The sequence below is a fragment of the Halomonas sp. NYA30 genome (genome assembly GCF_976980765.1).
In genome coordinates, this window is record NZ_OZ334477.1 from 3,904,049 (window position 1) to 3,925,479 (window position 21,431).

Annotated in this window: 21 protein-coding genes and 1 pseudogene; 3 read left to right on the forward strand and 19 right to left on the reverse strand. The window is 55.4% G+C overall.

Annotated elements, in window-relative coordinates:
• Positions 1-130: 130 nt before the first annotated feature.
• On the reverse strand, positions 131-1,456 hold the full coding sequence (locus ACWI0H_RS18115; RefSeq protein ID WP_485874138.1) for a UDP-glucose dehydrogenase family protein: 1,326 nt from the start codon (positions 1,454-1,456) through the stop codon (positions 131-133).
• A gap of 171 nt (positions 1,457-1,627) precedes the next feature.
• Between ACWI0H_RS18115 and ACWI0H_RS18120 the strand changes: the two genes are divergently transcribed.
• Positions 1,628-1,999 (forward strand): hypothetical protein, encoded by a 372-nt coding sequence (locus ACWI0H_RS18120; protein ID WP_246286872.1) that lies wholly within the window; start codon positions 1,628-1,630, stop codon positions 1,997-1,999.
• A 336-nt stretch (positions 2,000-2,335) separates the two neighbouring features.
• Here ACWI0H_RS18120 and ACWI0H_RS18125 read toward each other — a convergent pair whose 3' ends face one another.
• On the reverse strand, positions 2,336-3,574 hold the full coding sequence (locus tag ACWI0H_RS18125) for a type II toxin-antitoxin system HipA family toxin (RefSeq protein ID WP_485874139.1): 1,239 nt from the start codon (positions 3,572-3,574) through the stop codon (positions 2,336-2,338).
• Positions 3,571-3,867 carry a helix-turn-helix domain-containing protein gene (locus ACWI0H_RS18130; RefSeq protein ID WP_485874140.1) on the reverse strand — a complete coding sequence of 99 codons (297 nt, stop codon included), beginning with the start codon at positions 3,865-3,867 and terminating at the stop codon, positions 3,571-3,573. The genes ACWI0H_RS18125 and ACWI0H_RS18130 overlap by 4 nt, the downstream gene beginning before the upstream one ends.
• 208 nt (positions 3,868-4,075) lie before the next feature.
• Between ACWI0H_RS18130 and ACWI0H_RS18135 the strand changes: the two genes are divergently transcribed.
• Positions 4,076-5,095, forward strand: a complete 1,020-nt coding sequence (locus ACWI0H_RS18135) for a serine hydrolase domain-containing protein (RefSeq protein WP_485874141.1) — start codon at positions 4,076-4,078, stop codon at positions 5,093-5,095.
• Between the two features lie 27 nt (positions 5,096-5,122).
• Here the strand turns inward: ACWI0H_RS18135 and ACWI0H_RS18140 are convergent, their stop codons facing one another.
• The 16 genes and pseudogenes from ACWI0H_RS18140 to ACWI0H_RS18215 form a co-directional block, all read right to left on the reverse strand.
• A complete protein-coding gene (locus ACWI0H_RS18140) occupies positions 5,123-5,683 on the reverse strand; it encodes a YqhA family protein (protein WP_485874142.1) in 561 nt (186 codons plus the stop codon).
• 14 nt (positions 5,684-5,697) lie between these two features.
• Positions 5,698-6,291, reverse strand: coding sequence for an exopolysaccharide biosynthesis protein (locus tag ACWI0H_RS18145; RefSeq protein ID WP_485874143.1), 594 nt, complete (start codon positions 6,289-6,291; stop codon positions 5,698-5,700).
• Positions 6,284-6,748 carry a tellurite resistance TerB family protein gene (locus tag ACWI0H_RS18150; RefSeq protein ID WP_035561485.1) on the reverse strand — a complete coding sequence of 155 codons (465 nt, stop codon included), beginning with the start codon at positions 6,746-6,748 and terminating at the stop codon, positions 6,284-6,286. Before ACWI0H_RS18150 ends, ACWI0H_RS18145 begins: the two co-directional genes overlap by 8 nt.
• Positions 6,749-6,769: 21 nt before the next feature.
• Positions 6,770-7,720 (reverse strand): RpnC/YadD family protein, encoded by a 951-nt coding sequence (locus ACWI0H_RS18155; protein ID WP_485874144.1) that lies wholly within the window; start codon positions 7,718-7,720, stop codon positions 6,770-6,772.
• Positions 7,721-7,782: 62 nt separating this feature from the next.
• Positions 7,783-8,793: a nucleoid-associated protein gene (locus ACWI0H_RS18160; protein ID WP_485874145.1), complete on the reverse strand. Its 1,011-nt coding sequence runs from the start codon at positions 8,791-8,793 to the stop codon at positions 7,783-7,785.
• Positions 8,794-8,827: 34 nt separating this feature from the next.
• Positions 8,828-9,589: an ABC transporter permease gene (locus tag ACWI0H_RS18165; RefSeq protein WP_485874146.1), complete on the reverse strand. Its 762-nt coding sequence runs from the start codon at positions 9,587-9,589 to the stop codon at positions 8,828-8,830.
• Positions 9,586-10,521: an ABC transporter ATP-binding protein gene (locus ACWI0H_RS18170; protein ID WP_101146426.1), complete on the reverse strand. Its 936-nt coding sequence runs from the start codon at positions 10,519-10,521 to the stop codon at positions 9,586-9,588. The genes ACWI0H_RS18165 and ACWI0H_RS18170 overlap by 4 nt, the downstream gene beginning before the upstream one ends.
• An 83-nt stretch (positions 10,522-10,604) precedes the next feature.
• Positions 10,605-10,886, reverse strand: a pseudogene (locus ACWI0H_RS18175) (peptidylprolyl isomerase); the annotation flags it as partial.
• A 45-nt stretch (positions 10,887-10,931) separates the two neighbouring features.
• Positions 10,932-12,002, reverse strand: coding sequence for a serine hydrolase (locus ACWI0H_RS18180; protein ID WP_485876266.1), 1,071 nt, complete (start codon positions 12,000-12,002; stop codon positions 10,932-10,934).
• A 74-nt stretch (positions 12,003-12,076) separates the two neighbouring features.
• Positions 12,077-13,201: a heparan-alpha-glucosaminide N-acetyltransferase domain-containing protein gene (locus ACWI0H_RS18185; protein ID WP_485874147.1), complete on the reverse strand. Its 1,125-nt coding sequence runs from the start codon at positions 13,199-13,201 to the stop codon at positions 12,077-12,079.
• Between the two features lie 75 nt (positions 13,202-13,276).
• Positions 13,277-14,047 carry an SDR family NAD(P)-dependent oxidoreductase gene (locus tag ACWI0H_RS18190; RefSeq protein WP_485874148.1) on the reverse strand — a complete coding sequence of 257 codons (771 nt, stop codon included), beginning with the start codon at positions 14,045-14,047 and terminating at the stop codon, positions 13,277-13,279.
• A 42-nt stretch (positions 14,048-14,089) separates the two neighbouring features.
• Positions 14,090-15,253: a Gfo/Idh/MocA family protein gene (locus ACWI0H_RS18195; RefSeq protein ID WP_485874149.1), complete on the reverse strand. Its 1,164-nt coding sequence runs from the start codon at positions 15,251-15,253 to the stop codon at positions 14,090-14,092.
• Positions 15,254-15,297: 44 nt separating this feature from the next.
• A complete protein-coding gene (locus ACWI0H_RS18200) occupies positions 15,298-16,350 on the reverse strand; it encodes a sugar phosphate isomerase/epimerase family protein (protein ID WP_485874150.1) in 1,053 nt (350 codons plus the stop codon).
• A 90-nt stretch (positions 16,351-16,440) separates the two neighbouring features.
• Entirely contained in the window at positions 16,441-17,406 is a 966-nt protein-coding gene (locus ACWI0H_RS18205) for an ABC transporter substrate-binding protein (protein ID WP_485874151.1), read from the reverse strand.
• Between the two features lie 75 nt (positions 17,407-17,481).
• Positions 17,482-18,507 (reverse strand): ABC transporter permease, encoded by a 1,026-nt coding sequence (locus ACWI0H_RS18210; protein WP_485874152.1) that lies wholly within the window; start codon positions 18,505-18,507, stop codon positions 17,482-17,484.
• The gene (locus tag ACWI0H_RS18215) at positions 18,500-20,011 is read right to left on the reverse strand and encodes a sugar ABC transporter ATP-binding protein (RefSeq protein ID WP_485874153.1); all 1,512 of its coding nucleotides are present in this window, start codon (positions 20,009-20,011) and stop codon (positions 18,500-18,502) included. Before ACWI0H_RS18215 ends, ACWI0H_RS18210 begins: the two co-directional genes overlap by 8 nt.
• A gap of 163 nt (positions 20,012-20,174) precedes the next feature.
• Here ACWI0H_RS18215 and ACWI0H_RS18220 point away from each other — a divergent pair, with 163 nt between their 5' ends.
• Positions 20,175-21,413 carry an ROK family protein gene (locus ACWI0H_RS18220; protein ID WP_485874154.1) on the forward strand — a complete coding sequence of 413 codons (1,239 nt, stop codon included), beginning with the start codon at positions 20,175-20,177 and terminating at the stop codon, positions 21,411-21,413.
• The last annotated feature ends 18 nt before the right edge of the window (positions 21,414-21,431 follow it).

The following is a 21,431-nucleotide window of genomic DNA, read 5'->3' on the forward strand; positions in this document are numbered from 1 at the left end:
TTAATATAACGGCTAAGTGAACTATAACTTGAATATTTGGCTGTTTTTTTCGTATTAAGACGTAATGCCAAGTAACAGTCCGTAATGCACGCTCGAAGTATTAAGGAAGGTCCGCTAGTAACGCCACGTCCTAATTACTCTTTCTCCCCACCCCAATGTAACGCAGCCCTGCCTCTTCAACGGCGTCGGGCGTGTACAAATTACGCCCATCGATAACGACGTTGTTGGTTAGCTGCTCAGCTAGCCAGGTGAAATCGACACTGCGAAACTCTTTCCACTCGGTGCAAATCACCAGGGCATCGGCGCCTTTCACGGCTTGAATCCGGTCGCCCGCTAGCATCAGGTCATCCCGCTCCCCATAAAGGCGGCGGCATTCCGCCATCGCTTCAGGGTCAAACGCTTGCACCTTCGCCCCCGCTTGCCATAGCGCTTCCATCAACGTGCGGCTTGGGGCTTCGCGCATATCATCGGTGTTGGGTTTAAACGCCAAGCCCCACACCGCTATGGTTTTGCCACTTAGATTGCCTAAGTTATCTTGCAGTTTTGTGAACAGGGTCTGTTTCTGGCGCAAATTAACCGCTTCGACGGCGCTGAGCAGTTCCGGCGTATAGCCTAACTGGCGCGCGGCGCGCTCTAACGCCTGAACATCTTTGGGGAAGCAGGAGCCGCCGTAGCCACAGCCTGGGTATATAAAGTGGTAGCCAATGCGTGGGTCGCTGCCAATGCCACGGCGCACGTCTTCGACATCGACTTCCAGCCGTTCAGCAAGGTTGGCGATCTCGTTCATAAAGCTAATTTTGGTGGCGAGCATGGCGTTGGCCGCGTATTTGGTCAGCTCGGCGGCCCGCACGCTCATAAACATCAGTTTTTCGTGGTTGCGATTGTAGGGGGCATAGCACTCTTGCATCCGCGCTTTCACCCGCTCGCTTTCCGTGCCGACAATAATGCGTGCGCCACGGGTAAAATCTTCAATCGCCGCTCCTTCTTTCATAAACTCCGGGTTGGAGCAAACGTCAAAGGCGTGAGATACGCCGCGCTGTTCAAGCACCTCGCTAATAGCGGCCTGGACTTTTTCGGCGGTTCCCACCGGTACGGTCGATTTATCGATCACCAGCTTGTAGCTATCCATATGCTGGCCAATGGTGCGCGCCACTTCCAGCACATAACGTAGGTCGGCACTCCCGTCTTCATCGGGCGGTGTTCCCACGGCGATAAATAGCAACTCGCCATCTGCTACGGCTTGTGCCGCATCGGTCGTAAAGCGTAAGCGCCCTGCGGCTACGTTGTGGGTAACGATAGTGCTAAGCCCTGGCTCAAAAATCGGTACGTCGCCCGCATTAAGCTGCGCAATCCGCTCGGCGTTAACATCCATGCAGGTGACTTGATGGCCCACATCGGCTAAACAAGCGCCCGCGACAAGGCCGACATAACCGGTTCCGAATACACTGATATGCATGACACATTGACTCGCTAAGATACGTTGCAGCGAGGGTAGCACATTGGCTTGAGGTTGATGAGCGCTAGCGCTTGAACGCGGGTGCAGATGATAGACCTTGGTCTAACATCGCCCTTAGTCTATAATGCGCTGCAACAAGCCCCTATTGGGCTGACCGCAGGAGATCATTCGATGCCTCCAGAACTAATGTCTTTAGAGCTTAGTCCTCCCGAGCTGGCAACAGAACGCCCTCTCCAAGCGTCTCGTGGGCTGCCAACCGCTGCGAACGTTCAACGCAGCCTTCGCCAATGTTTGTCGATTGCCGCTGAACTGCTTTACGACCACGGTCATGTGCTAGAAACCATCACCCTGCCCCAGCGCGGCTTAGCCCAACGCGAGCTTGTCGCGCTTAGCGCAGCTGCGCCCACCTGGGCGACCTGCCAGCAAGTGATGGAAACTAGTGAAGCCGCCACTTTTAATGAGTATGGCCGCTTTGTATTGACCAGCCTTGGCCGCGAGCTGATGTTTGATATGTTTGGTCAGGGTGCTGCTGATTGCGCTTAACTTTTGTGACTAACCCTCGCTTCCCTGTTTTTGCCACTCATCGTTAATAAACGTTGCGCATAAAAAAACCGCCCACAGCTTTCACGTGTGGGCGGTTTTTTGCTTGGCTTATTGTTTGAGGCTTAGCGTAGGCCAAGCATCGACAGAATGAACAGCACAACGACGATCAGGCCAATAATGTAGATAATGTTACGCATAGGGCGCTCCTTGCTTATTGCGTTTTAGGTAAAATCAACGGGTTGCTTACCCATGAGCCAACACCCCCATCCTAGCAGGCTTTTTCTTGTTTTGCGTAATTCCGCTGCCTCCCTCTAGCCGAAAGTGACTACTCCAGTGCTATCCAAGGTGTTGGTATTTTTCGTCAAAGGCGCGCTGAATAAGCTTCTGCTGCTGGTTATCGATCTCTAATTCATGACAAAGGGTCGGCCACCCAGCAAGGGCATCAAGGGTTTGCTCAATGTAGAGATCCGGATCTAAGTACCGAAAGGGTGCGCACACCTGTTTTAGCTTCTTCCGGGTAGCCACGCCTGCGCCGCTGATAGAGGTGGTGTGCTCATCTGCATAACCCCTAACAGGGGCATAAGTAAGGTCATAAGCTGGCGCCAACGTCCACCGCCCCTGATCATGCAAAAAAGCGAAGTTCTTTGCGTGGTCATCATGGTTGTGGGTCAGGGCATTGAACACCATCAGCCTCGCCATTCGCTCAACGTCTTCTGAATGGCGGGTGAACGCGTTAGTTGCCTTCAACAGGTCTGAATAGTCCAGCGATGGGGCGCTGTAATCAGCATAGAGAATACCGCTAGCCGTCATCATGTGAATTTTGCTATTACCATTGCGATCAAAACGCTGAGCGGAAAAGAAACGTTCGATGCCCGTTGCAGAGTTGATCTCAATCAGCCTACTCGCAGCCATTTTCACCCCAGCAAGCTCTGCCAGCAATGAATAGGCGTACTCAATGGCACCAGTGTCCCGATGCTCGGTGGGTGCGCGGAATTTCACTAGCCAGTGCTGGTAGCCAGCCGAAAGGTCTTTGAAAGAGGTACTGCAATGACGTCCATTAGGAGACAAAGCGACGACAACCTTGGGCCGGGCACCGGCCGGAGAACCACCAGCCAACCTTAGGACATCCAGAGTGGATGAAGTCTCACCTTCATAGACAGCATGAGAGGCCTGATAAAGTTGCTCCAAGTCGACATTGTCTTCATCGACGGTGCGCTCGAGAACGGGGCGATACTCTAGCGCTCCCATCCCCCTGTCGGCCATGTAAGCCAACCGGTCAAGAGGAGAAATGTCTCTCCGGTCTTTTTCATATTCGGCAAGAAAATAACGATCCATGAGCAGCATTCCCCAACCATCTGGCAGCGAGTCAGCAAATGCCCCCGGCAAACCAGCAAAAAGAAGTGGATCGGCCGCCTTTTGTGGTTGAGTAGTAAAAGCCATATTCAAGGGCGACAAATTGAAGCCTTCCGCCACCCACTGGGGGTGATAGGCAAAGTAGATCCCCTGTCGACTAGCGACCAGTTCCCCTACTGGGTTACCTGCTAGCAGCACCTCTATGGTGTTGATCCGCTTCATTTTCGCCCCCGGGTGCGACCTGTCCGTTTGATTTCTTCAAGGGATACTGGGTGTTCATGCTTGAATAGTTCGGCAATTTGACCTGTCGCGCCCAGTGCCGTGGCAATGAGCACAAGTCCTTCTAGGGTTATTTGCCCATGAGACTCGAATCGTTTAATAGTGGACTCGGAAACACCCGCCATCTGCGCCAAGGTTCTTCGGGAAAGGTTCTGCGCCAATCGGGCTGCCCGTGCGTTGGCACCGACCTGCTGGGCCAGTTCGCCAGGCGCAAGCAGAGAGTGAATCAGGGCCATAATAGCTCTCTCAATAAAGGGTCATTTATGATCTACTATATACTAAAATTGGCTATAAAAGCTCAAAAATGAGCCATTAATATAAATATTCATTTCCAGTCACAGGCGCAGAAAGTACCACCTAACCTTAATGCTCGCGGCTATCTGTTGCGGAACCTCTTCGGCTTCTTAGCCTCGAACCTTTGCCACTTATACTGAAGGTATTGCGATGCGCGTTACTGCTTTACTTGTTTCGTTTGCTGTTATGTCGTTTTTTACTACTTCTGCCGCGGCAGCAAATAAACCCTCTGCAACAGCACTCCAGGCACTAGACCAGCAAACCCGCCAGCTTGAACGCATTCACAGCATGGTAGTGGCCTACGATGGCGAGATTATCCATGAGCATCATCAAGGTGGGCCGGGTGTGGCATCGCCTGCCAATATTAAATCGCTCTCCAAAACCGTGCTGGCAGCGGTCACTGGTGCGGCGATTGAGGCGGATATTATCGACTCCGTCGAGCAGCCCATGGTGGATTTGTTTGGCGAGCATCTTCCTAGCGGTGTTGATCCAAAAGTCAGCGAGATCACGGTGGCCCATCTACTCGCACTGCAGGCGGGGCTTGAGCGTACCTCCGGCAGTCACTATGGCGCTTGGGTAGCCAGTGACAACTGGGTTAACGATGCCATTACTCGCCCTTTTGTGGATGAACCCGGCGGGGAAATGCTCTACTCAACCGGCACCAGCCATCTGCTTTCCGCCGCACTCACCCATGCCAGCGGTGAGACGACCCATGCACTTGCACAACGCCTGCTAGGCGATCCGCTCAATATCACTATCCGCCCTTGGCTGCGCGACCCACAAGGCATCTATTTTGGTGGCAATGATATGCAGCTTTCGCCACGCGCATTGATTGAGGTGGGTGAGCTATATCGCAACAATGGGTTAGTCATTGATGAGTCTGGAAATGAAAAGCGGGTTCTGCCGGAAGGCTGGGTAGAAACTTCTTGGCAGCCGCGCGGCACCTCTCGCTGGACAGGCGACGGATACGGCTTCGGTTGGTTTATTACTCAGTTAGCGGGGGAAAATGTTTACTACGGGCGCGGCTATGGTGGCCAAGCGCTGTTTGTTATTCCCGAGCGGGAAATGACGGTCGTGATCACCTCAGACCCCAACCCACCCTCGCCGGGCGGGCAGTTTCAGCAGCAATTGAATGGGCTCGTGGAGGGGCTGTTATCCTCCAATGAGTAGTCGCTTAGCCAGCCAATGCAGCCTTATTTACTCGCCTTTATGGCCTAGGCTCATCAAATAGAGCGCTGCTGCCAGTGCCAGCACTGAAAGCGCTAGGTAGATAGCGTCCAGGGGCGTTGCGAAGCGGATATCCACCACGGCGCGGAAGAACTCAATAATCACTGCCAGAATCACCACGCGGGCAATTTTGTCTTTCAGTTGGTCAAGCGATGCGACGTTAAAAGGGTGCCGGGGGTAACGCACTTCCGCTTGATCAATACGGGAGACAAACAGCCGGTAAACACCTAAACCAAATATCAGCAGCACGATGGCAATTAGATAAATATCGACCGCGATAATGATATCGGGCACCAAACTATCGTGAATGTTCTGCGAACTGCCCAGCAGGTAGTAGATGATAACGTCGCCCACCACTTTTAAGATATCCATGGTGCCGACGATAAACAACATTAACGAACCCAACAGGCTGGGTATCACCGCCAGCATGACCAAAAAGCGCGAATTCCATAGCGCCGTTTCTATGCGCCGCTCCCAGTGCCCCTGTTCTTCCGGCGGTTTAGGTGGCGTGGGTGGTGAAGCGTCTGACATTACACCGTTCCTTGTTAAAGCAGGTTCATCGCGATAAAGGCGCAGGTAGCGCCAAACAGCGCAAACCCCAGCAGCAGCGCCACGCCATCGCGGGCAACCAAGCCCAAGCCCAGCAGCAACAGCGCCAGCCCCGCACCATTAGCTGAAAAGGGAATAAACTCCATGGGCGGCATGGCGAGTGCGATAAGCAGGCATACCACCGCCGTTACGCGGATACCGATATACCCGGTCAGCCACGGCAGACGAACCTTCAGCAGCCCGTCCACCCAGCGGGCGGGCTTTTTCATGTAATGAATGCCTTTATCAAACTTTTGGCGCGAAATTGAGCGCTTTAATAGCCATTTAGGCAGCCAAAACGTTTCACTACCCGCTAATAATTGTACTGACACCAGCAACACCAGCGCGGCCATCAGCGTGGGCATACCGGGTATATCGCCAATAATCGGCGTCAGGGTAATTAAGCCAGCCACCAGCAGGAGCGGCCCAAACGAGCGCCGACCTACGGCATAAACCACATCATCAACGCTGATTCGAGGAGCGTCCTGCTCCATGTTCTCTATTGAGTCAATTAGGTCCATTAAATTCGAGTCTTCATTGCGGTTATGCATCGTGGTTATTGCGCTCCTCTACGTGCAGTTTGGTGCGGATAAAATCACTGTGGCTGACATGTAGCAAATCCGCGAGGCGGCGAATGCGGTGCTCTTCTAGCGGGTCAACATTGCCGTCGGCCCAAGCCAGTTGCCACATTTGTGCCACCAGCTCACAGCGCTGGCCGTAGTTATAGTGCTCTTTAATCAGGCTAACGAACTGGTAGTGATCAACGGCCTCATCTACTTCCGCCTGAGCAAGCGACATTAGCTCTTCTACATCGCTTTCGCTTAGTCGGTAGCGCTCAATTAGCATGCTGCGCAGTGTGGCCAGCTCTTCGTCGGTGGTGTCGTAATCAGCGCGGACGATTTCACACAGCAGCGCGGCGGTGGCAAGCTCCAGCGTCAGCGTTTGGTTTTCACGCTGTTCAGGTTGCGCCAGCGTGCGCTGGAAAAAATCACTAATGGCATTCAGCATTGGGGTATCCATTTAGCATGGTTAGTGCTGATCAAGCAGAACTTCCAAGCTATCTGCCGTCAGAATCTGCACTACCCATTCATCTAGCTGTGCGTCTGAAGCCAATGTTAGGCGCTGATCTGCCCAATCGGGCATCTCGCCAAACTTTAAGGCGATTTGCTTACGCAACGTACCTTCCACTCCTTCATGACGCCCTTCTTGACGCTCTTTCTCTCGCTCAAAGCGCTCAACAGTGTTGACATAAGGCATGTGTTTTTCCTCCTGTATGGCGTAGACCGCCTGGACAAACTCGGACTCCAGTGCTCTCGGTAGCTGAAGCATCCAGTCGATAATATTGAACAACCGTACAATCTGTTCACGGCTGTAGCCCCGTTCATACAGCAGCCGAATGAGAGCAATCTTGACATCTTTGCGCGTAGCGCCGTCCTTCAATCGCTTAGCGTAGACCTGGGCCATCACCACCAGCGCAAAGACATTGTCGCTGGTTTCCAGCTCCGTCCAGCGAGCTTCCCAATCAATCAGTTTAGCCGTGGGGAAGGTAAAGGTCAGCTCGCACCCCCAACGCTGATAGTGGAAAGTGGTGGGCCGGAAACTATCGCGGGTATCAGCCAACACCGCCAAGCTCACCACATCCACCCCGTAGCGGTCACGGAGCCGGTACTGATAGGTGTACATTCGCTCAGCAAAAGCTTCCTCCGGCTCCCCCTGAACTTCAACGTGGATCAGCACCCAAGTCTCGCTGCCATCTTGTGCATAGACCTTGATCAACTTATCAGCGTAACGCCTACCACTGTTGGCATCCGCCGTGATCTGCTGTAGCTCCTTATCGAGAAAGCTAAAGCCTTTCGACCAATCCACTTGTTCATGAATGGCTGGGAACAATAGCGCCAAAAACTCTTGGAAGTACCCTTCCAGCGCCATCTTCCAAGGGCTGTCGTGGTCGGCGGGTCGGGAGGTATCCGCTTCGCTCATGCAAGCTCCTATTTCAACTTCTCGAATCTAGCATAGAGCTCTTCTGGCTAGATATCCTTACCTCAATCCTGCTTGGTGAGCTGCTCTCTTAATTGCTTGGGCACTTGCTTAATGATTAAGCGATCCTGGGCAGCATCGTACTCAATGCTCGAACCGAGCAAGTGGGAGTCAAAACTAATCGAGACGCCGCCCGCGCGCCCGGTGAAGCGGCGAAATTGGCTCAAGGTGCGCTTATCTGGGGGGATTTCTGGCGAGAGCCCGTAATCGGCGTTGCGGATATGCTCGTAAAACGCTTTGGGCTGCTGCTCGTTGACCAAGCCGGAAAGTTCTTCTAGGGTCATCGGCTCGCCACGGCGCAATTGCTCATTGGCGTAATCGACCAGCGTGTCGGTTTTTTCACGACTCACTTCGTCGTCGTAATCCTCTTTCTCGACGTAATCGCTAAACGCTTTTAGTAGCGTGCGGGTTTCCGCTGGTGCGTCGACGCCCTCTTCCATGCCCAGTAAGGCAACCAAGCCCTCGGCGAGTTTTTTGCCGCCGCGATCTTTTAGGAACGAAACATACTGCGCACTCGGGGCATCGCTCTGCCACTGGGTAAGATTGATGCGCGCCGCCAGCGTAAGCTGGCTGGTATTGAGCTGTGCGGCGGGCACGGCGTGGTGCTCCGAATTAATGCCAATCCCTTCACGCTGGTGAACCAGTGCGATCAGCAGGGTTTCCGTATCGCCCTGGCGCTGGTGGCTGATCACTAAGTAACCACTGACTGACAGCTGCTCTTGAAGCTGCTTGGCCAGCCGTTCGGCCAGTGCCAAAGAGAGCTCGGCAAAACTCTGTTCACCGGCAAGGTAAGCGCGCAGCCACACCGCAAGCGGCCCGGCCTGCTCCCCCTCTTCGGCAAAGCGCCCCCAGCCTTTGGGCTTGGTGTTGTAGGTGTCGTTGAGCGCACCCACAAGGCTCGTCATCACTGGGTCATCGCTGGGGGCCGTCTGTTCTTGGGGCGCAGCGGTTAGGGTTAGGCGCTCACCGTCTAGCGTCGGGTCGAGGCGGTGCACAATACTTTGCAGTAGCGGCATAAGGGTCTGCTAGCATCCAGAAGTTAAACGTGAATTAGGGTTTAAGGCGGTAACCGGTGCGAAAAATCCAGCCAATCGTGACGAGGCAAGCGACCAGAAACAGGGTAATCATGCCTACACTCGCCGCTAGGCTAACATCGCTAATACCGTAAAAGCTCCAGCGAAAGCCGCTCACTAGGTACACCACAGGATTGGCCAAGGTGATGGTTTGCCAAAACGGCGGCAGCATATCAATAGAGTAGAAGCTGCCGCCCAAAAAGGTCAGCGGCGTGATCACCAGCAGCGGCACCAGCTGTAGCCGGTCAAAGCCATCCGCCCATATACCAATGATAAAGCCGAGCAGGCTAAAGGTGACCGCCGTTAGCACGAGGAAGAAGAGCATCCAAAAGGGATGAGCAATCTCCAGCGGCACAAAGAAGTTTGAGGTCGCCAGGATAATCAGCCCCAGCAAGATCGATTTTGAAGCTGCCGCGCCCACGTAGCCAATCACTATCTCTAAATGTGAAATAGGCGCTGAAAGCAGCTCATAAATACTGCCGGAAAACTTCGGGAAAAAGATACCGAAGGAGGCGTTGGAAACGCTTTGCGTCAGCAGCATTAGCATAATCAGACCCGGCACGATAAAGGCGCCGTAGCTAACCCCATTGACCTCACTGATCCGCGAGCCGATCGCGGCACCGAACACCACAAAATAGAGCGATGTGGAGATGACAGGCGAGACAATGCTCTGCAGTAACGTGCGGCGCGTACGGGCCATTTCGGCCATATAGATGGCGCGAACGGGGTGAAGATTCATGCGCGCTCCTTAACCAAATCGACAAAAATATCTTCAAGCGAGCTTTGCCGAGTATTGAGATCTTTAAAGGTAACCCCTTCCCGCTCCAGCGCAGTTAAAAACTCTGAAATCGCGTGACCGTCCTCTTCCTGGCTGCCATCGTAGGTATAGATCAATTCAAACCCTTCAGCGGCTAAGCTCAGTTCAAAGCGTTGTAGGTTCGCAGGTATCTCTGTCAGCGGGCTGTGTAAGTTCAGTGTTAGCTGCTTGCTGCCCAACTTGCTCATTAACGCAGCTTTCTCTTCCACCAGCACTAGTTCACCGCGATTAATGACGCCGATGCGGTCGGCCATCTCTTCGGCTTCTTCGATGTAGTGGGTGGTCAATATGATCGTCACACCGTTATCGCGCAGTTGGCGCACGACATCCCACATCTCACGGCGCAGCTCAACGTCGACCCCGGCGGTGGGCTCATCCAGAAATAGAATACGCGGCTCATGGGAGAGCGCTTTGGCGATCAACACACGGCGTTTCATGCCGCCCGAGAGCGTCATGAGCCGGTTGTTGCGCTTATCCCAGAGCGCCAGCGACTTGAGCACTTTCTCGATATGGGCCGGATTAGGCGCTTTGCCAAACAGACCACGGCTGAAACTGACGGTGTTCCAGACGGTTTCAAACGCTTCGTTGGTCAGCTCTTGGGGCACCAATCCAATGCGTTCACGGGCCTGGCGGTAGTGGGTAATATTATCGAACCCATCGACCATGACATGGCCAGCGGTGGGATTGACCAAGCCACACACCACGCTAATCAGCGTTGTTTTCCCTGCTCCATTGGGGCCAAGCAGCGCAAATATTTCGCCACGGTGAATGGTTAAATCAATATGGGTTAACGCCTGAAAGCCACTTTCATAGGTTTTATTCAGGCCGCTAATAGTAATAATTGGGTCGTTCAAGGCGTACTCCTCACACCGCGGTTTAACAACCGCGGTGCTTGACGGCCTTTTAGGCGAAATTAAGAGCGTTTGGTTAGGAAAAGTTAAGTGCGGCTGGTGATTTCTAGCAGGTGATAACCAAACTGGGTTTTCACCGGGCCGTGCACTTGGCCGACCTCGTCATTGAAGACGACCTTATCGAACTCAGGCACCATTTGGCCGGGGCCAAAACTGCCGAGGTCGCCGCCTTGGCGGCTGGAGGGACAGCTGGAGTGCTCTTTGGCGACTTCAGCAAAATCACGGCCGTTTTCGATTTCTTTCTTGAGTGCTAGGCACTGCTCTTCGCTGCTGACTAGAATGTGGCGGGCGCTGGCTTGTGTCATAAGTTGCTCCTGACTAAGTAGGTTCTGAGAATCATTCGGGGCAGTAGTTTACCACGGCTTACCCAGGGCTCCGCTATAACGCAACGCTTCACCGACACTGGCCAAGGCGCGCTCGTGAGCGCTTACCGCCGCTGGCCCGCGAGTACAGCTAACGATCACCCACGGCCCTTCGGTGGTGGTCTCAACGTTGGCACGCTCGGCAATACCGGCATCGCAACTGCGCCGCTGCTGAGTGCCGGTTTTATGGGCAAAGTTTATGCCTTCCCCCAGGCCCGCTTTAAGACGCCGTTTGCCGGAACTGGTTCGCTGCATCACCGCTAATAGGGTTTGTCGCTGCTCGGCGCTTAAGTCATCTATGCCGCCGTGCAGGCTAGCTAGTAAGTCGCCAAAGGCGCGTAAGGTGCCCACGTTTTCGCCGGTGGCTTCGTAGGCATCAAACGCCTGGTCGTAATCGGGCTGGGTAAAGGATTCTGTGCGAACGCCTAACGCGCGGGCCAACGCCTGGGCACGCTGGCTTACCGCATGCTGGCGCAGAGCGATAAAATCCATTCCACCAAGCGCGCGCGCATCAGGGTGAAGCTCGCCATAAACGCCCTGGCGCACGCCGACCAGTTTAGAGATGGGGCCGATCTCGTCAGGGTTGCCGCCGCTTGCCGCGATCATGGTACGAGCGCGCTCGTTGACGGCATCCAGCCCCACTCGATCAATCAACATATCGGTAGCGGTGTTATCGCTGACGGTAATCATCTGCTCCATCAAGTAGCGGATGGAGATGGGCGTACCGGGGTCGTGCCAGTTGGTAGGTCCCGCGCCATCGACAAAGTCACTTTGGGCAAGCGTTAGCCGCTCATCCAGCGTCAGGGTGCCTGCCTGACGTTCGGCCAGCACTTGCGCCGCCACCGGTATTTTAATCAGCGAGGCTAAATACCAAGGAGCATCGGCACGCCAGGAGTAAGCTTCGCCACTGGCAAGGTTTTGCACATAAACGCCCAGTTGGCCCTCAAATACCCCTTCGATAGCCTTCAAACGAGAGGCTAAATCGCCCTGCCAGGCGCTCTTTTTATCGACCTCATAGTACCAATTTGTTTCGTACCCATCGGCCTGCACGGGCAGTGCCATCAGCAGCACGAAAGCTATAAGCCCGTATTGAATCCAGTGTCGCAAATCGTAAGCTCCAAAAGTATTTATCGCGTTTAACGGTGATTCGCCATCCATCGGGTCACCCAAATCCATGCCGCGGCGCCCAATACCAACAGCCCGCCTACGCCAAGCGCCTGTGGATAGGTGTACATTCCCTCGCCTTCCCACAAAAAGCGCAGCACTAAGAAGATCATCACAATATGGAAAATAAATGCTTTCAGGGCATCGGAACCGACAATCGTCAACGGCATTAATACCTTGGCTACTTTGGCGCCTCCGGCTAACGCCAGGGCTAACAGCACCAAGGCGCCGCCTAAGCTAAACAGCATAAACTCAAGTCCTGGCGGATGCTTACCGACATTGTTGGCCACGGCGAGCATCGCCGCGTGCACATCGCCATTGGCAAAGGCCAGCGCATAAAATCCTGCCACCATTAGCGCGCCTACCCCCAGCAGTGTGAGCACTAAGCGCTGGCGAGTAGTCGGTTCAAAATAGCAGCGAAGTAGTGCTTCACCGATAAGCAGCCCGACTAGAATCATCGGTGCGCGGCTGATCTGCCCCCAGGCATAGTGGTCTTCATGATCCACCAGCAGCGCTTTCAGAATATCGTTGCCGCCAAACGTTAGGCTCTGCAGCCAAGTGGTAAGGGCGATTAACGCACCAATCGTAGCGAGTCGGCTCCACAGCGGCGCCCGCGCCCATAGCGGTAACATCAGCGGCACCCAAAGCAGCGCAATGGCATAGAAACCTAAGATTTCGACCCAAATCGCAAAGCGCCCATAGAGCAAGGCATCGACGATCTCGTTAGGTGGGTAGTAGGGAAGCATTTCAAAAACAGTCAGCGCTTTGTACCAGAACCATACTTCTACGGCGCGGAGCCAGAGTTTGAGCCGTCGTTTAGGCCAGTCTTCGCTCTGAGTGTGAGCAAGAAATGCCACTGCCAGCGCAATGCCAAACACTATAATGAACAGCGAAGAGGAGAACTTGGTCAGAAAATGAATCGGCACCATTCCCCAATCAGGCACATTACGAATACCGACGAGACCACTGACAGCATGGCTTATGATCATCAAGCCAATGGCTAAGCCACGTGCCAAATCAATCGCTTCTATACGGCCTTCCGCTTTGGGTAGTTGGGGCTTATCTGTCCATTTTACGGGCATCCAATTCAGCGGCATCGAAACGTCCTTGTAGGGGCAAGGATCAAATCATTACGCAAAACGAGGCGTTACACCATAGCCAACAGACCTCCTCTAAGCCCAGCCAGCGTCCACCGCCAGCTCTTGGCCGGTAATGGCCTGGCTTTCGTCGCTGGCTAAAAACAGCACCGCGGGGGCAATATGGTGGGACTCAAGGCGCATTTTTAGACACTGGCGCTCTTGAATGGTCACTTCATCGTCGGGGCTAATCCATTTTTCGAGCTGTCGTTGGGTCATTACCGCGCCAGGCACCAGGGTATTAACGCGGATATTGTGCTCGCCCAGATCGCGGGCCAGGCTGCGGGACAAACCGTGTACCGCCGCTTTGGCCGTTACATAAGCGGGCAAACCACCCAGCGCCATTTGCACGCTAACCGAGCCAAAGTTGATGATCGAACCACCGCCGGCTTTCATCATCTGTTCAGCCGCCGCCTGAGCGGCAAAGAACATCGGCCGCAGATTGAGCGACATGCGCTCATCCCAGTAAGCAACATCGACATCCTGCCAAGCGTGGCGATCATCGCTGGCAGCATTGTTGACTAGGGTATGGATTGGCCCGACGTTTTGGCCGGTCTCAGCGATAACCTGCTGTAGGCTTGCCACATCGCGAATATCACAGTGATGAAAGCGCGGCGCGGCGCCGGTCTCGACGCGGAGCTCTTCGACCAGCGCCTCACTGGCTTCATCGTCGATATCGACAAACACCACCCGGGCGCCCTGATGATGAAAGGCGCGAGTAAGCGAAGCCCCGATGCCACTGCCTCCTCCAGTAATAAAAACCACCCGCTGCTCAAGGCTCGCATAGCGCGCTGAAGGTTGGTTCATAGGTGTCTCTCTTCCATTTATTGTTATTGCCGAAGACCGTTTCTACATATCCACCCACTGCCCACCGGCGGCGGACGAGGCCAGTGCACGGGTAATGAACGTCAAACCATCGACACCATCGGTGACGCCGGGCGTTGGCATTGCCAATGCGTGGGCACTTTCCCCGCTTTGATGGGCATGAATCTGCACGGCGAAATCACGGTAGAGCTGGGCAAAGGCTTCGAGATAACCTTCCGGATGCCCTGGAGGAATACGCGCGGCTGCCAAGGCGGCATCCCCCAGCCCGGGGCCGTTGCGAGTCAATAGCCGCGTGGGCTCACCCAGCGGCGAATGCTCCAGCTGATTAGGATTTTCCTGGCGCCAGGCAAGGCCACCTTTGCTGCCATAAACGCGCAGCTGCAGGCCGTTTTCGTTGCCCGGTGCGACCTGGCTCGACCACAGCATTCCCCGGGCACCGCCCTTGAAGCGCAGCAGCATATGGACGTTGTCATCCAACGCTCGCCCTTCGACAAAGGTGTGCATATCGGCGGCAAGGGATTCGAGCTCCAAACCGGTCACATAACGCGCCAGATGGTAGGCATGGGTGCCGATATCACCCAAGCAGCCTGCCGGGCCGCTGCGTTTGGGGTCGGTACGCCACTCGGCCTGCTTGATGCCGCTCTCTTCCAGGCGGGTGGAAAGCCAATCTTGTGGGTACTCCACCTGCACCACGCGTAGCTCGCCCAACTCACCGTTGGCGATCATCTCGCGCGCTTGGCGAACCAACGAGTAGCCGGAGTAGTTATGGGTCAAGCCGAAGAAAAGTCCCGTCCGCTCCACCAGCTCGGCGAGGGTTTGTGCCTCTTCCAGGGTGATCGTCATTGGCTTATCGCAGATCACGTGAAAGCCCGCTTCGAGAAAGGTGCGTGCCACGTCAAAATGCACATGGTTGGGGGTCACTATGGCGACCACATCGATACCATCCGACCGCTGGCGCTCCGCTTCTGCCATGGTTTGGTAGTCAGGGTAAGCGCGTTCGGCGTCAACGTGGAGCTCCGCGGCGGCGGCCCGACTGCGCTCAGGGTCAGAGGCAAAGGCCCCGGCCACCAGCTCGTAGTGGTCGTCCAATCGGGCGGCGATACGGTGCACACCGCCGATAAACGCTCCCTGGCCACCACCGACCATGCCCAGGCGCAGCCGACGCGGCGTGTCGTGTTGAGTGCTCATATCGTATTGCCCTCCGCTGTCGTTGAATTAATTGATGCACGTTATTAAAGACCGAGGATGCGCCGATTGGCAGCGTCGTCAGACCCGCCGCTGGCAAAGTCGTCAAACGCCCGCTCGGTGACTTCGATAATGTGGTCACGAATAAAGGTCGCGCCTTCGCGGGCGCCGACTTCTGGATGTTTCAAGCAGCACTCCCACTCAAGCACCGCCCAGCCGTGGTAGTCGTTGGCCGCCATCCAGGAGAAGATCGACTTGAAGTCGATTTGGCCATCGCCCAGGGAGCGGAAACGTCCCGCGCGCTCCGTCCACGACTGGTAGCCTGAGTAAACGCCCTGCTTGGGGCTGGGGTTAAACTCGGCATCTTTAACGTGAAACATTTGAATGTGGTCGCGGTACACATTCAGAAAGCCGCGATAGTCGAGCTGCTGCAAAATCAGATGGCTGGGGTCGTAAAGAATGTGGCAACGCGGGTGATTGCCGACCCGCTCGAGGAACATCTCAAAGGTGATGCCATCATGCAGGTCCTCGCCGGGATGAATCTCGTAGCAGAGATTCACACCCGCCTCGTCAAAGGCGTCCAGAATCGGCCGCCAGCGTTTCGCCAGCTCATCGAACGCTGTTTCGATCAATCCTGCCGGACGCTGGGGCCAGGGGTAGATGAACGGCCACGCCAGCGACCCGGAAAAGGTGCCGTGATCGGTGAGGCCGAGGTTTTGCGATGCCTTGGCGGCCAGCTTTAGCTGTTCGACGGCCCACGCCTGACGCGCTTTGGGGTTACCACGCACTTCGGGCACCGCAAAGCCATCGAACATCTCATCATAAGCGGGATGCACCGCCACCAACTGGCCCTGAAGGTGGGTGGAGAGTTCGGTGAGTGCTAAGCCGTGCTGGGCCAGAGTGCCTATCACCTCATCACAATAAGTGCGGCTCTCGGCGGCGCGCTTTAAATCGAACAGGCGGGCATCCCAACTGGGAATCTGTACGCCCTGATAACCCAGCCCCGCCGCCCAGCCAGCAATGCTATCGAGGCTATTAAAAGGAGCTTCATCACCGGCGAATTGGGCGAGAAAGAGCGCAGGCCCTTTGATTGTTTTCATAGGACTCTCTCAATATCGTTTGGATTAAGTGAGCAGATAGGCGCGGGTGGGATTGGTGCTTTTCACCCGCGCCTTTTGGTCATACCGTGATCAGAACGGCGAGTCAGGGAAGTAGTACTGCTCGGCGTTCTCCTGGGTAATCAGCGGCGAGCCTAGAATGTACTCACCCAGTACCGGGCCATTGGAGACAAAGTGCTGCACGGTCAGATCCATGGCGGTGGCGATCATGGCAGGCGGATAGAGCACGTCCACCGGCACCAGCTCATCGCCGTCCATGACCCGCTTGATGATGTCCTTCATGCCCGCCCCGCCGACGATAAACAGCTCTTCTTCGCGATCCGCTTGGCGTACCGCCTCAATGACACCCAGCGCAATGTCGTCATCCTGGGCCCAAACGGCATCGATGTTCTCGAAGCGTGCTAGGTAGTCTTGCATGACCTCGAAGCCATCATCGCGATTCCAGTTGGCGTGCTGCATATCGAGAATATTGATTTCAGAGCCTTCAATCGCCTCTTGGAAACCTTGCACACGTTCGTCGTCAATCACCGTGGGAATACCGCGCAACACGACAATATCGCCTTCATCGTCCAGCTGTTCACGAATGTACTCGCCGGAAACGCGGCCTAACTCATGATTGTTGCCCGCCACATAGAGATCCTGGATCCCCTCTTCCGTCAGACCACGATCTACCACGGTCACGAACACGCCGGACTCTTTAACCCGGCGCACCGGATCGGTCAGCGGGCCAGACTCGAACGGCAGCACCACCAGCGCATCAATATTTCGCAGCGACACTAAATCCTCTAGGTCATTGGCTTGCTCGCCAGCGGTGCCCGCCGTGGAAATAGTGATCTCAATGCCGGGATAGAGCTCCTCAAGGCGTTTTTTAGCCTCTTCGGCATGGTAGTTAACGCCGCCTGTCCAACCATGGGTGGCAGCGGGAATGGAGACACCGATAGTGTACTCCTGGGCAACCGCGGTGCCGGAGAGTCCTATCGCTGACGCAAGTGCAGCGGTAGTGACGCAGGCCTTCACTGTTGTTTTGATGATTCGCATGGTGATGCTCCTTTCGTGTTTGTACTTGTTATGTTTCGCTGCTTGTCGTTGATGTTGCGCTGTTAGCGAGTGAGTTTATGGTTCTGTTTTCCTCCACGATGCCCGCTGCAGATAGACCGCCACAATGATGATGATCCCTTGCACCGTACCGTTGAGATAGTTGGAAATGGCATCGGTCAAATTGAGAATATTGCCAATCATGGTGAGCATGATGGCGCCCACCACCGTGCCCCAGATGCGCCCATGCCCACCCTTCAGCATGGTCCCGCCAATAATCACCGCGGCAATCGCTTCAAGCTCCCAGAGCACACCGGTAGCCCCCGAGGCAGAACCCAAACGCGGCACATAAATAATCGTTGCTAGTGCCACACACACGCCTTGCAGCATGTAGGTTAGGGTTTTCACGCGATCCACATGAATGGCACTGTATTCGGCGACCTTTTCATTAGAGCCGATGGCAAAGCAGTAGCGACCAAAGCGCGTATAGTTGAGCAAGATGTAGCCGATGACGGCCACTGCCAAAAACACCCACACAGGTATGGTGATGCCCAAAAAACTGCCGTAGTACACCGGGCGGTAGATATCGCGCACGGCCCAATCCAGCGTCAGCGTTCCGCCATCAGAAAGGTAGGTCACCAGCGAACGATAAATACCCATGGTGCCAAGGGTGACGATAAACGCCTCAATTTTGCCCTTGGTTGTCACGATGCCGTTGATAAAGCCTGCGCAAACCCCCAGCAGCAACGAGGCGCCAATACCCAGCAGTATGGTGGTCCACCCCGCACCGAACTGCTCGACGAGGCTATTCATTAGAATAATCATCACCCCGGCAATAAAAGCCGCCATGGCCCCCACCGAAAGATCCAACCCACCGGCGGTAATTACAAACGTAGCGCCGATGGCGATGATGCCGATAAAGGCACTGCGGGTGAGCATGTTCGAAAGATTATCCAACCCCAGAAAAGCCGGGTTAATCAGCACGCCCAGTAGCCCTAAAGCCACCAGCGCCACAAACGGCCCCCAGGTTTTTAGGTCAATCGCGAAGCCTTTTTGAGTAATCATTTTATCAGCTGCTTTGTTAGTCGTTTTGTTATTAGCCATGACGCTGCTCATCGACCCCTACTCCTTTAATACCGGATGCGTACTGCATAATTTCTTCTTCATTAATTTGTTCGCCTTCAAGTACGCCAGTGAGCACGCCGGCACACATAACAGACACTCGGTGGGATAGCCCAATCAGCTCGCCCATCTCCGACGAGATCAGAATCACCGAGCAGCCTGAATCCGTTAGCTCGCGGATAAAGTGATAAATCTGGTGCTTGGTGCCCACATCAATGCCCCGGGTCGGTTCATTGATAATCACGATTTCAGGATCGATGGACATCACCTTGGCGAGCAGCAGCTTCTGCTGGTTGCCACCAGAGAGTTCAGCGGCGGTGCGTGCAGCCGTGCGCAGCCGGATATCGAAGCGCTCAACCGCCTGTTGAAAGGCTTGTTCTTCACGGCGGCGATCGATCAGCGGCTGGCAATGAGCGCGCAGGTTGAGCAAGGTAACGTTGGAGCGCAGATCCATATTGAGCACTAAGCCTTTGCCCTTGCGATCCTCGGTGAGATAGGCGATGCTCTGGTGCACCGCATCGCGCAGGTGGCGCATGACCACCGGCTGGCCGTTGCGCAACACCTGCCCAGCGCTTTTGCGGCGCAAACCCAGCACCGCTTCAATCAACGCGGTGCGCCCCGCCCCTACAATACCGCCGAACCCCAACACCTCACCCCGGCGCAGGGTAAAGCTGGCGTGCTTAACGGCACCGGGCACTACCATATCGCGTACTTCCAATACCACCGGCGCATCGTCAGGAAGGTGGGTACGCGGCGGATACATTTCAGTGATCTCACGCCCCACCATCAACCGCGCCAACTCCTCTTTGCTGCGCCCGGCCATGGGGCCGCTATCCACCAAATGTCCGTCGCGCAATACCGTCACGCGGTCGGCGATCTGCTCGATTTCACGCAACTTGTGGGAGATATACAAAATGGCCACGCCCCGCTGGCGCAGGCGGTCGATCAGTGCAAACAGCACCTTTACTTCGTTTTCCGTCAGGGTGGCGGTAGGTTCGTCCATGATCAGCACGCGCACATCACGGGTGACCGCCTTGGCGATTTCCACCATCTGCTGGTCTGAGGTGCTGAGGTCTTTCACGCGGGCGCGTGGATCGACATGCGTTTCAAGCTCCGCCAGCGCCGCCCGGCTACGTTCGCGCATGGCGCGTCGGTCTAGAAACAGCCCCCGACGCAGTTCGCGGCCCAGGAAGATGTTCTCCTCCACGCTGAGCTGTTCCGCCAGTGCCAGTTCCTGGTGAATCATCACCACACCGTCGGCTTCCGCCTCACCGCTGGAGCGGTAATGCCGTTGGCGGCCGTCCACCAACACGTCGCCAGATGTCGCGCTAAGGTAGCCGGCCAGAATTTTGACCAACGTCGATTTTCCCGCGCCGTTCTCACCCAACAGGGCATGCACTTCACCTGCCTGAAGGTCGAGATCAACGTCGAATAAGACCTGGTTTTCGCCAAACGAGCGGCAGAGTTTGCGCGCTGATAAGAGCATGGAGCCACCTGTCGTTACTGTTGTTATTATGCGTTTAAGGCTTACCAATATTATTTATATGCCGTGCGATGCTTTATTTACTTTAGGTGCTAAAATAAATAAACGCATATGCAACTTAGGTCGCATTTTGCGATTTTTCACCTCAAACAATAACGGCATTTTTATGGCGCTTACGTCAACTGATACCAGCCGCTATGACAACACGCTGGCGGTTATCCGTACCCTGCGAGACCAAGGACCGGTTGCACGTGTTGACCTGGGTGCGCTGAATGGCATCAGCTCAGCCACGGTGACTTCCATCAGCGCCGAGCTTCTTCAGCAGGGCCTGATCAAGGAACGGCCGCCAGAAACACCCCGCCCCTCCGGGCGTGGGCGGCCCAAGACGCTGGTTGAGCTCAACCCGCAAGCGGCCTGCGTGGTTTGTATCAAGCTATCGATCAATGAGATTCAGTTGGTGGTGGGCGATTTCTCAGGCCAGGTACGCCATAGCGAGCACTACGCGGTGCCCACCCTGACACTGAGCGCCGACGACCTGGAAACGCTGCTGAAAGAGAAGATCAGCGCTGTTTGCGCGCAACAGCTAAACGGGTTTCAACGTTTGGCTGGGATCTGCTTGGCCGTGCAGGGGGTAGTCTCGTCGCAAAGCGGGTCGATTATCTGGTCCCCCGCTTTAAGCTTTCGCAACGCACCGATATCGGCACAATTAGCCGATCGTTTTCACTGCAGCGTGCTGCTGGAAAACGATGCCAACTGCATTGCCGGTGTACTCGCGGCAAAACCTGACTATGCAGACTGCCCCAACCTGGTGGTCATTATGCTGGGCTACGGCATCGGTATGTCGGTACTGATTAACGGCGTGCCTTATCTGGGCGCCAATGGCTCAGCGGCCGAGTTTGGGCACAGTAAATACCAACCCGATGGCGCCCTATGCGCCTGCGGCCGACGAGGCTGTATTGAAGCTTATGCCAGCGACTACGCGCTCTACCGCGCCGCCGCCGACCATTTAAACCTCCCCGCTGACGATAGCGCTCACCCTTCAGAGCAACAGATGCAGGCGCTAACCCAGATGGCGTTGAACGGCGACCCGTCGGCGCAACGCATCTATGCTGAGGCGGGGCGTGCGTTGGGTTATGGCATCGCCAATATCTTGGCGCTATTTAACCCTGACATAGTACTGATTACCGGTTCCGGTGTGCGCGGTTTTGACGCCATGCAGGCCACCATGCACACCGCCATTGATGAAGCCCTAGTGGCCGAGCTGAGAGGCACCACCCGCATCGAAAGTTGCGCCTGGGATCGCGACATGACCTGCATGGGCGGCATCGCCATGGCGCTACACGCTACCGATGGCGAAACGCTGTCGGAGAGCCAGGCTAAGTCCGGATCGGCTACTTGCCTGTAGCCAAAAGGTCGATTAGCA

What these genes read in the sequence shown, in the direction of transcription:
- ACWI0H_RS18125 (WP_485874139.1), bottom strand. Translation starts at nt 3,574, where the DNA reads ATGAAGCGGATCAACACCATAGAGGTGCTGCTAGCAGGTAACCCAGTA.
- ACWI0H_RS18165 (WP_485874146.1), bottom strand. Translation starts at nt 9,589, where the DNA reads ATGAATCTTCACCCCGTTCGCGCCATCTATATGGCCGAAATGGCCCGT.
- ACWI0H_RS18145 (WP_485874143.1), bottom strand. Translation starts at nt 6,291, where the DNA reads ATGCATAACCGCAATGAAGACTCGAATTTAATGGACCTAATTGACTCA.
- ACWI0H_RS18185 (WP_485874147.1), bottom strand. Translation starts at nt 13,201, where the DNA reads ATGCCGCTGAATTGGATGCCCGTAAAATGGACAGATAAGCCCCAACTA.
- ACWI0H_RS18135 (WP_485874141.1), top strand. Translation starts at nt 4,076, where the DNA reads ATGCGCGTTACTGCTTTACTTGTTTCGTTTGCTGTTATGTCGTTTTTT.
- ACWI0H_RS18180 (WP_485876266.1), bottom strand. Translation starts at nt 12,002, where the DNA reads ATGGCACTGCCCGTGCAGGCCGATGGGTACGAAACAAATTGGTACTAT.
- ACWI0H_RS18115 (WP_485874138.1), bottom strand. Translation starts at nt 1,456, where the DNA reads ATGCATATCAGTGTATTCGGAACCGGTTATGTCGGCCTTGTCGCGGGC.
- ACWI0H_RS18155 (WP_485874144.1), bottom strand. Translation starts at nt 7,720, where the DNA reads ATGAGCGAAGCGGATACCTCCCGACCCGCCGACCACGACAGCCCTTGG.
- ACWI0H_RS18190 (WP_485874148.1), bottom strand. Translation starts at nt 14,047, where the DNA reads ATGAACCAACCTTCAGCGCGCTATGCGAGCCTTGAGCAGCGGGTGGTT.
- ACWI0H_RS18220 (WP_485874154.1), top strand. Translation starts at nt 20,175, where the DNA reads ATGGCGCTTACGTCAACTGATACCAGCCGCTATGACAACACGCTGGCG.
- ACWI0H_RS18130 (WP_485874140.1), bottom strand. Translation starts at nt 3,867, where the DNA reads ATGGCCCTGATTCACTCTCTGCTTGCGCCTGGCGAACTGGCCCAGCAG.
- ACWI0H_RS18120 (WP_246286872.1), top strand. Translation starts at nt 1,628, where the DNA reads ATGCCTCCAGAACTAATGTCTTTAGAGCTTAGTCCTCCCGAGCTGGCA.
- ACWI0H_RS18200 (WP_485874150.1), bottom strand. Translation starts at nt 16,350, where the DNA reads ATGAAAACAATCAAAGGGCCTGCGCTCTTTCTCGCCCAATTCGCCGGT.
- ACWI0H_RS18140 (WP_485874142.1), bottom strand. Translation starts at nt 5,683, where the DNA reads ATGTCAGACGCTTCACCACCCACGCCACCTAAACCGCCGGAAGAACAG.
- ACWI0H_RS18215 (WP_485874153.1), bottom strand. Translation starts at nt 20,011, where the DNA reads ATGCTCTTATCAGCGCGCAAACTCTGCCGCTCGTTTGGCGAAAACCAG.
- ACWI0H_RS18195 (WP_485874149.1), bottom strand. Translation starts at nt 15,253, where the DNA reads ATGAGCACTCAACACGACACGCCGCGTCGGCTGCGCCTGGGCATGGTC.
- ACWI0H_RS18150 (WP_035561485.1), bottom strand. Translation starts at nt 6,748, where the DNA reads ATGCTGAATGCCATTAGTGATTTTTTCCAGCGCACGCTGGCGCAACCT.
- ACWI0H_RS18160 (WP_485874145.1), bottom strand. Translation starts at nt 8,793, where the DNA reads ATGCCGCTACTGCAAAGTATTGTGCACCGCCTCGACCCGACGCTAGAC.
- ACWI0H_RS18205 (WP_485874151.1), bottom strand. Translation starts at nt 17,406, where the DNA reads ATGCGAATCATCAAAACAACAGTGAAGGCCTGCGTCACTACCGCTGCA.
- ACWI0H_RS18210 (WP_485874152.1), bottom strand. Translation starts at nt 18,507, where the DNA reads ATGGCTAATAACAAAACGACTAACAAAGCAGCTGATAAAATGATTACT.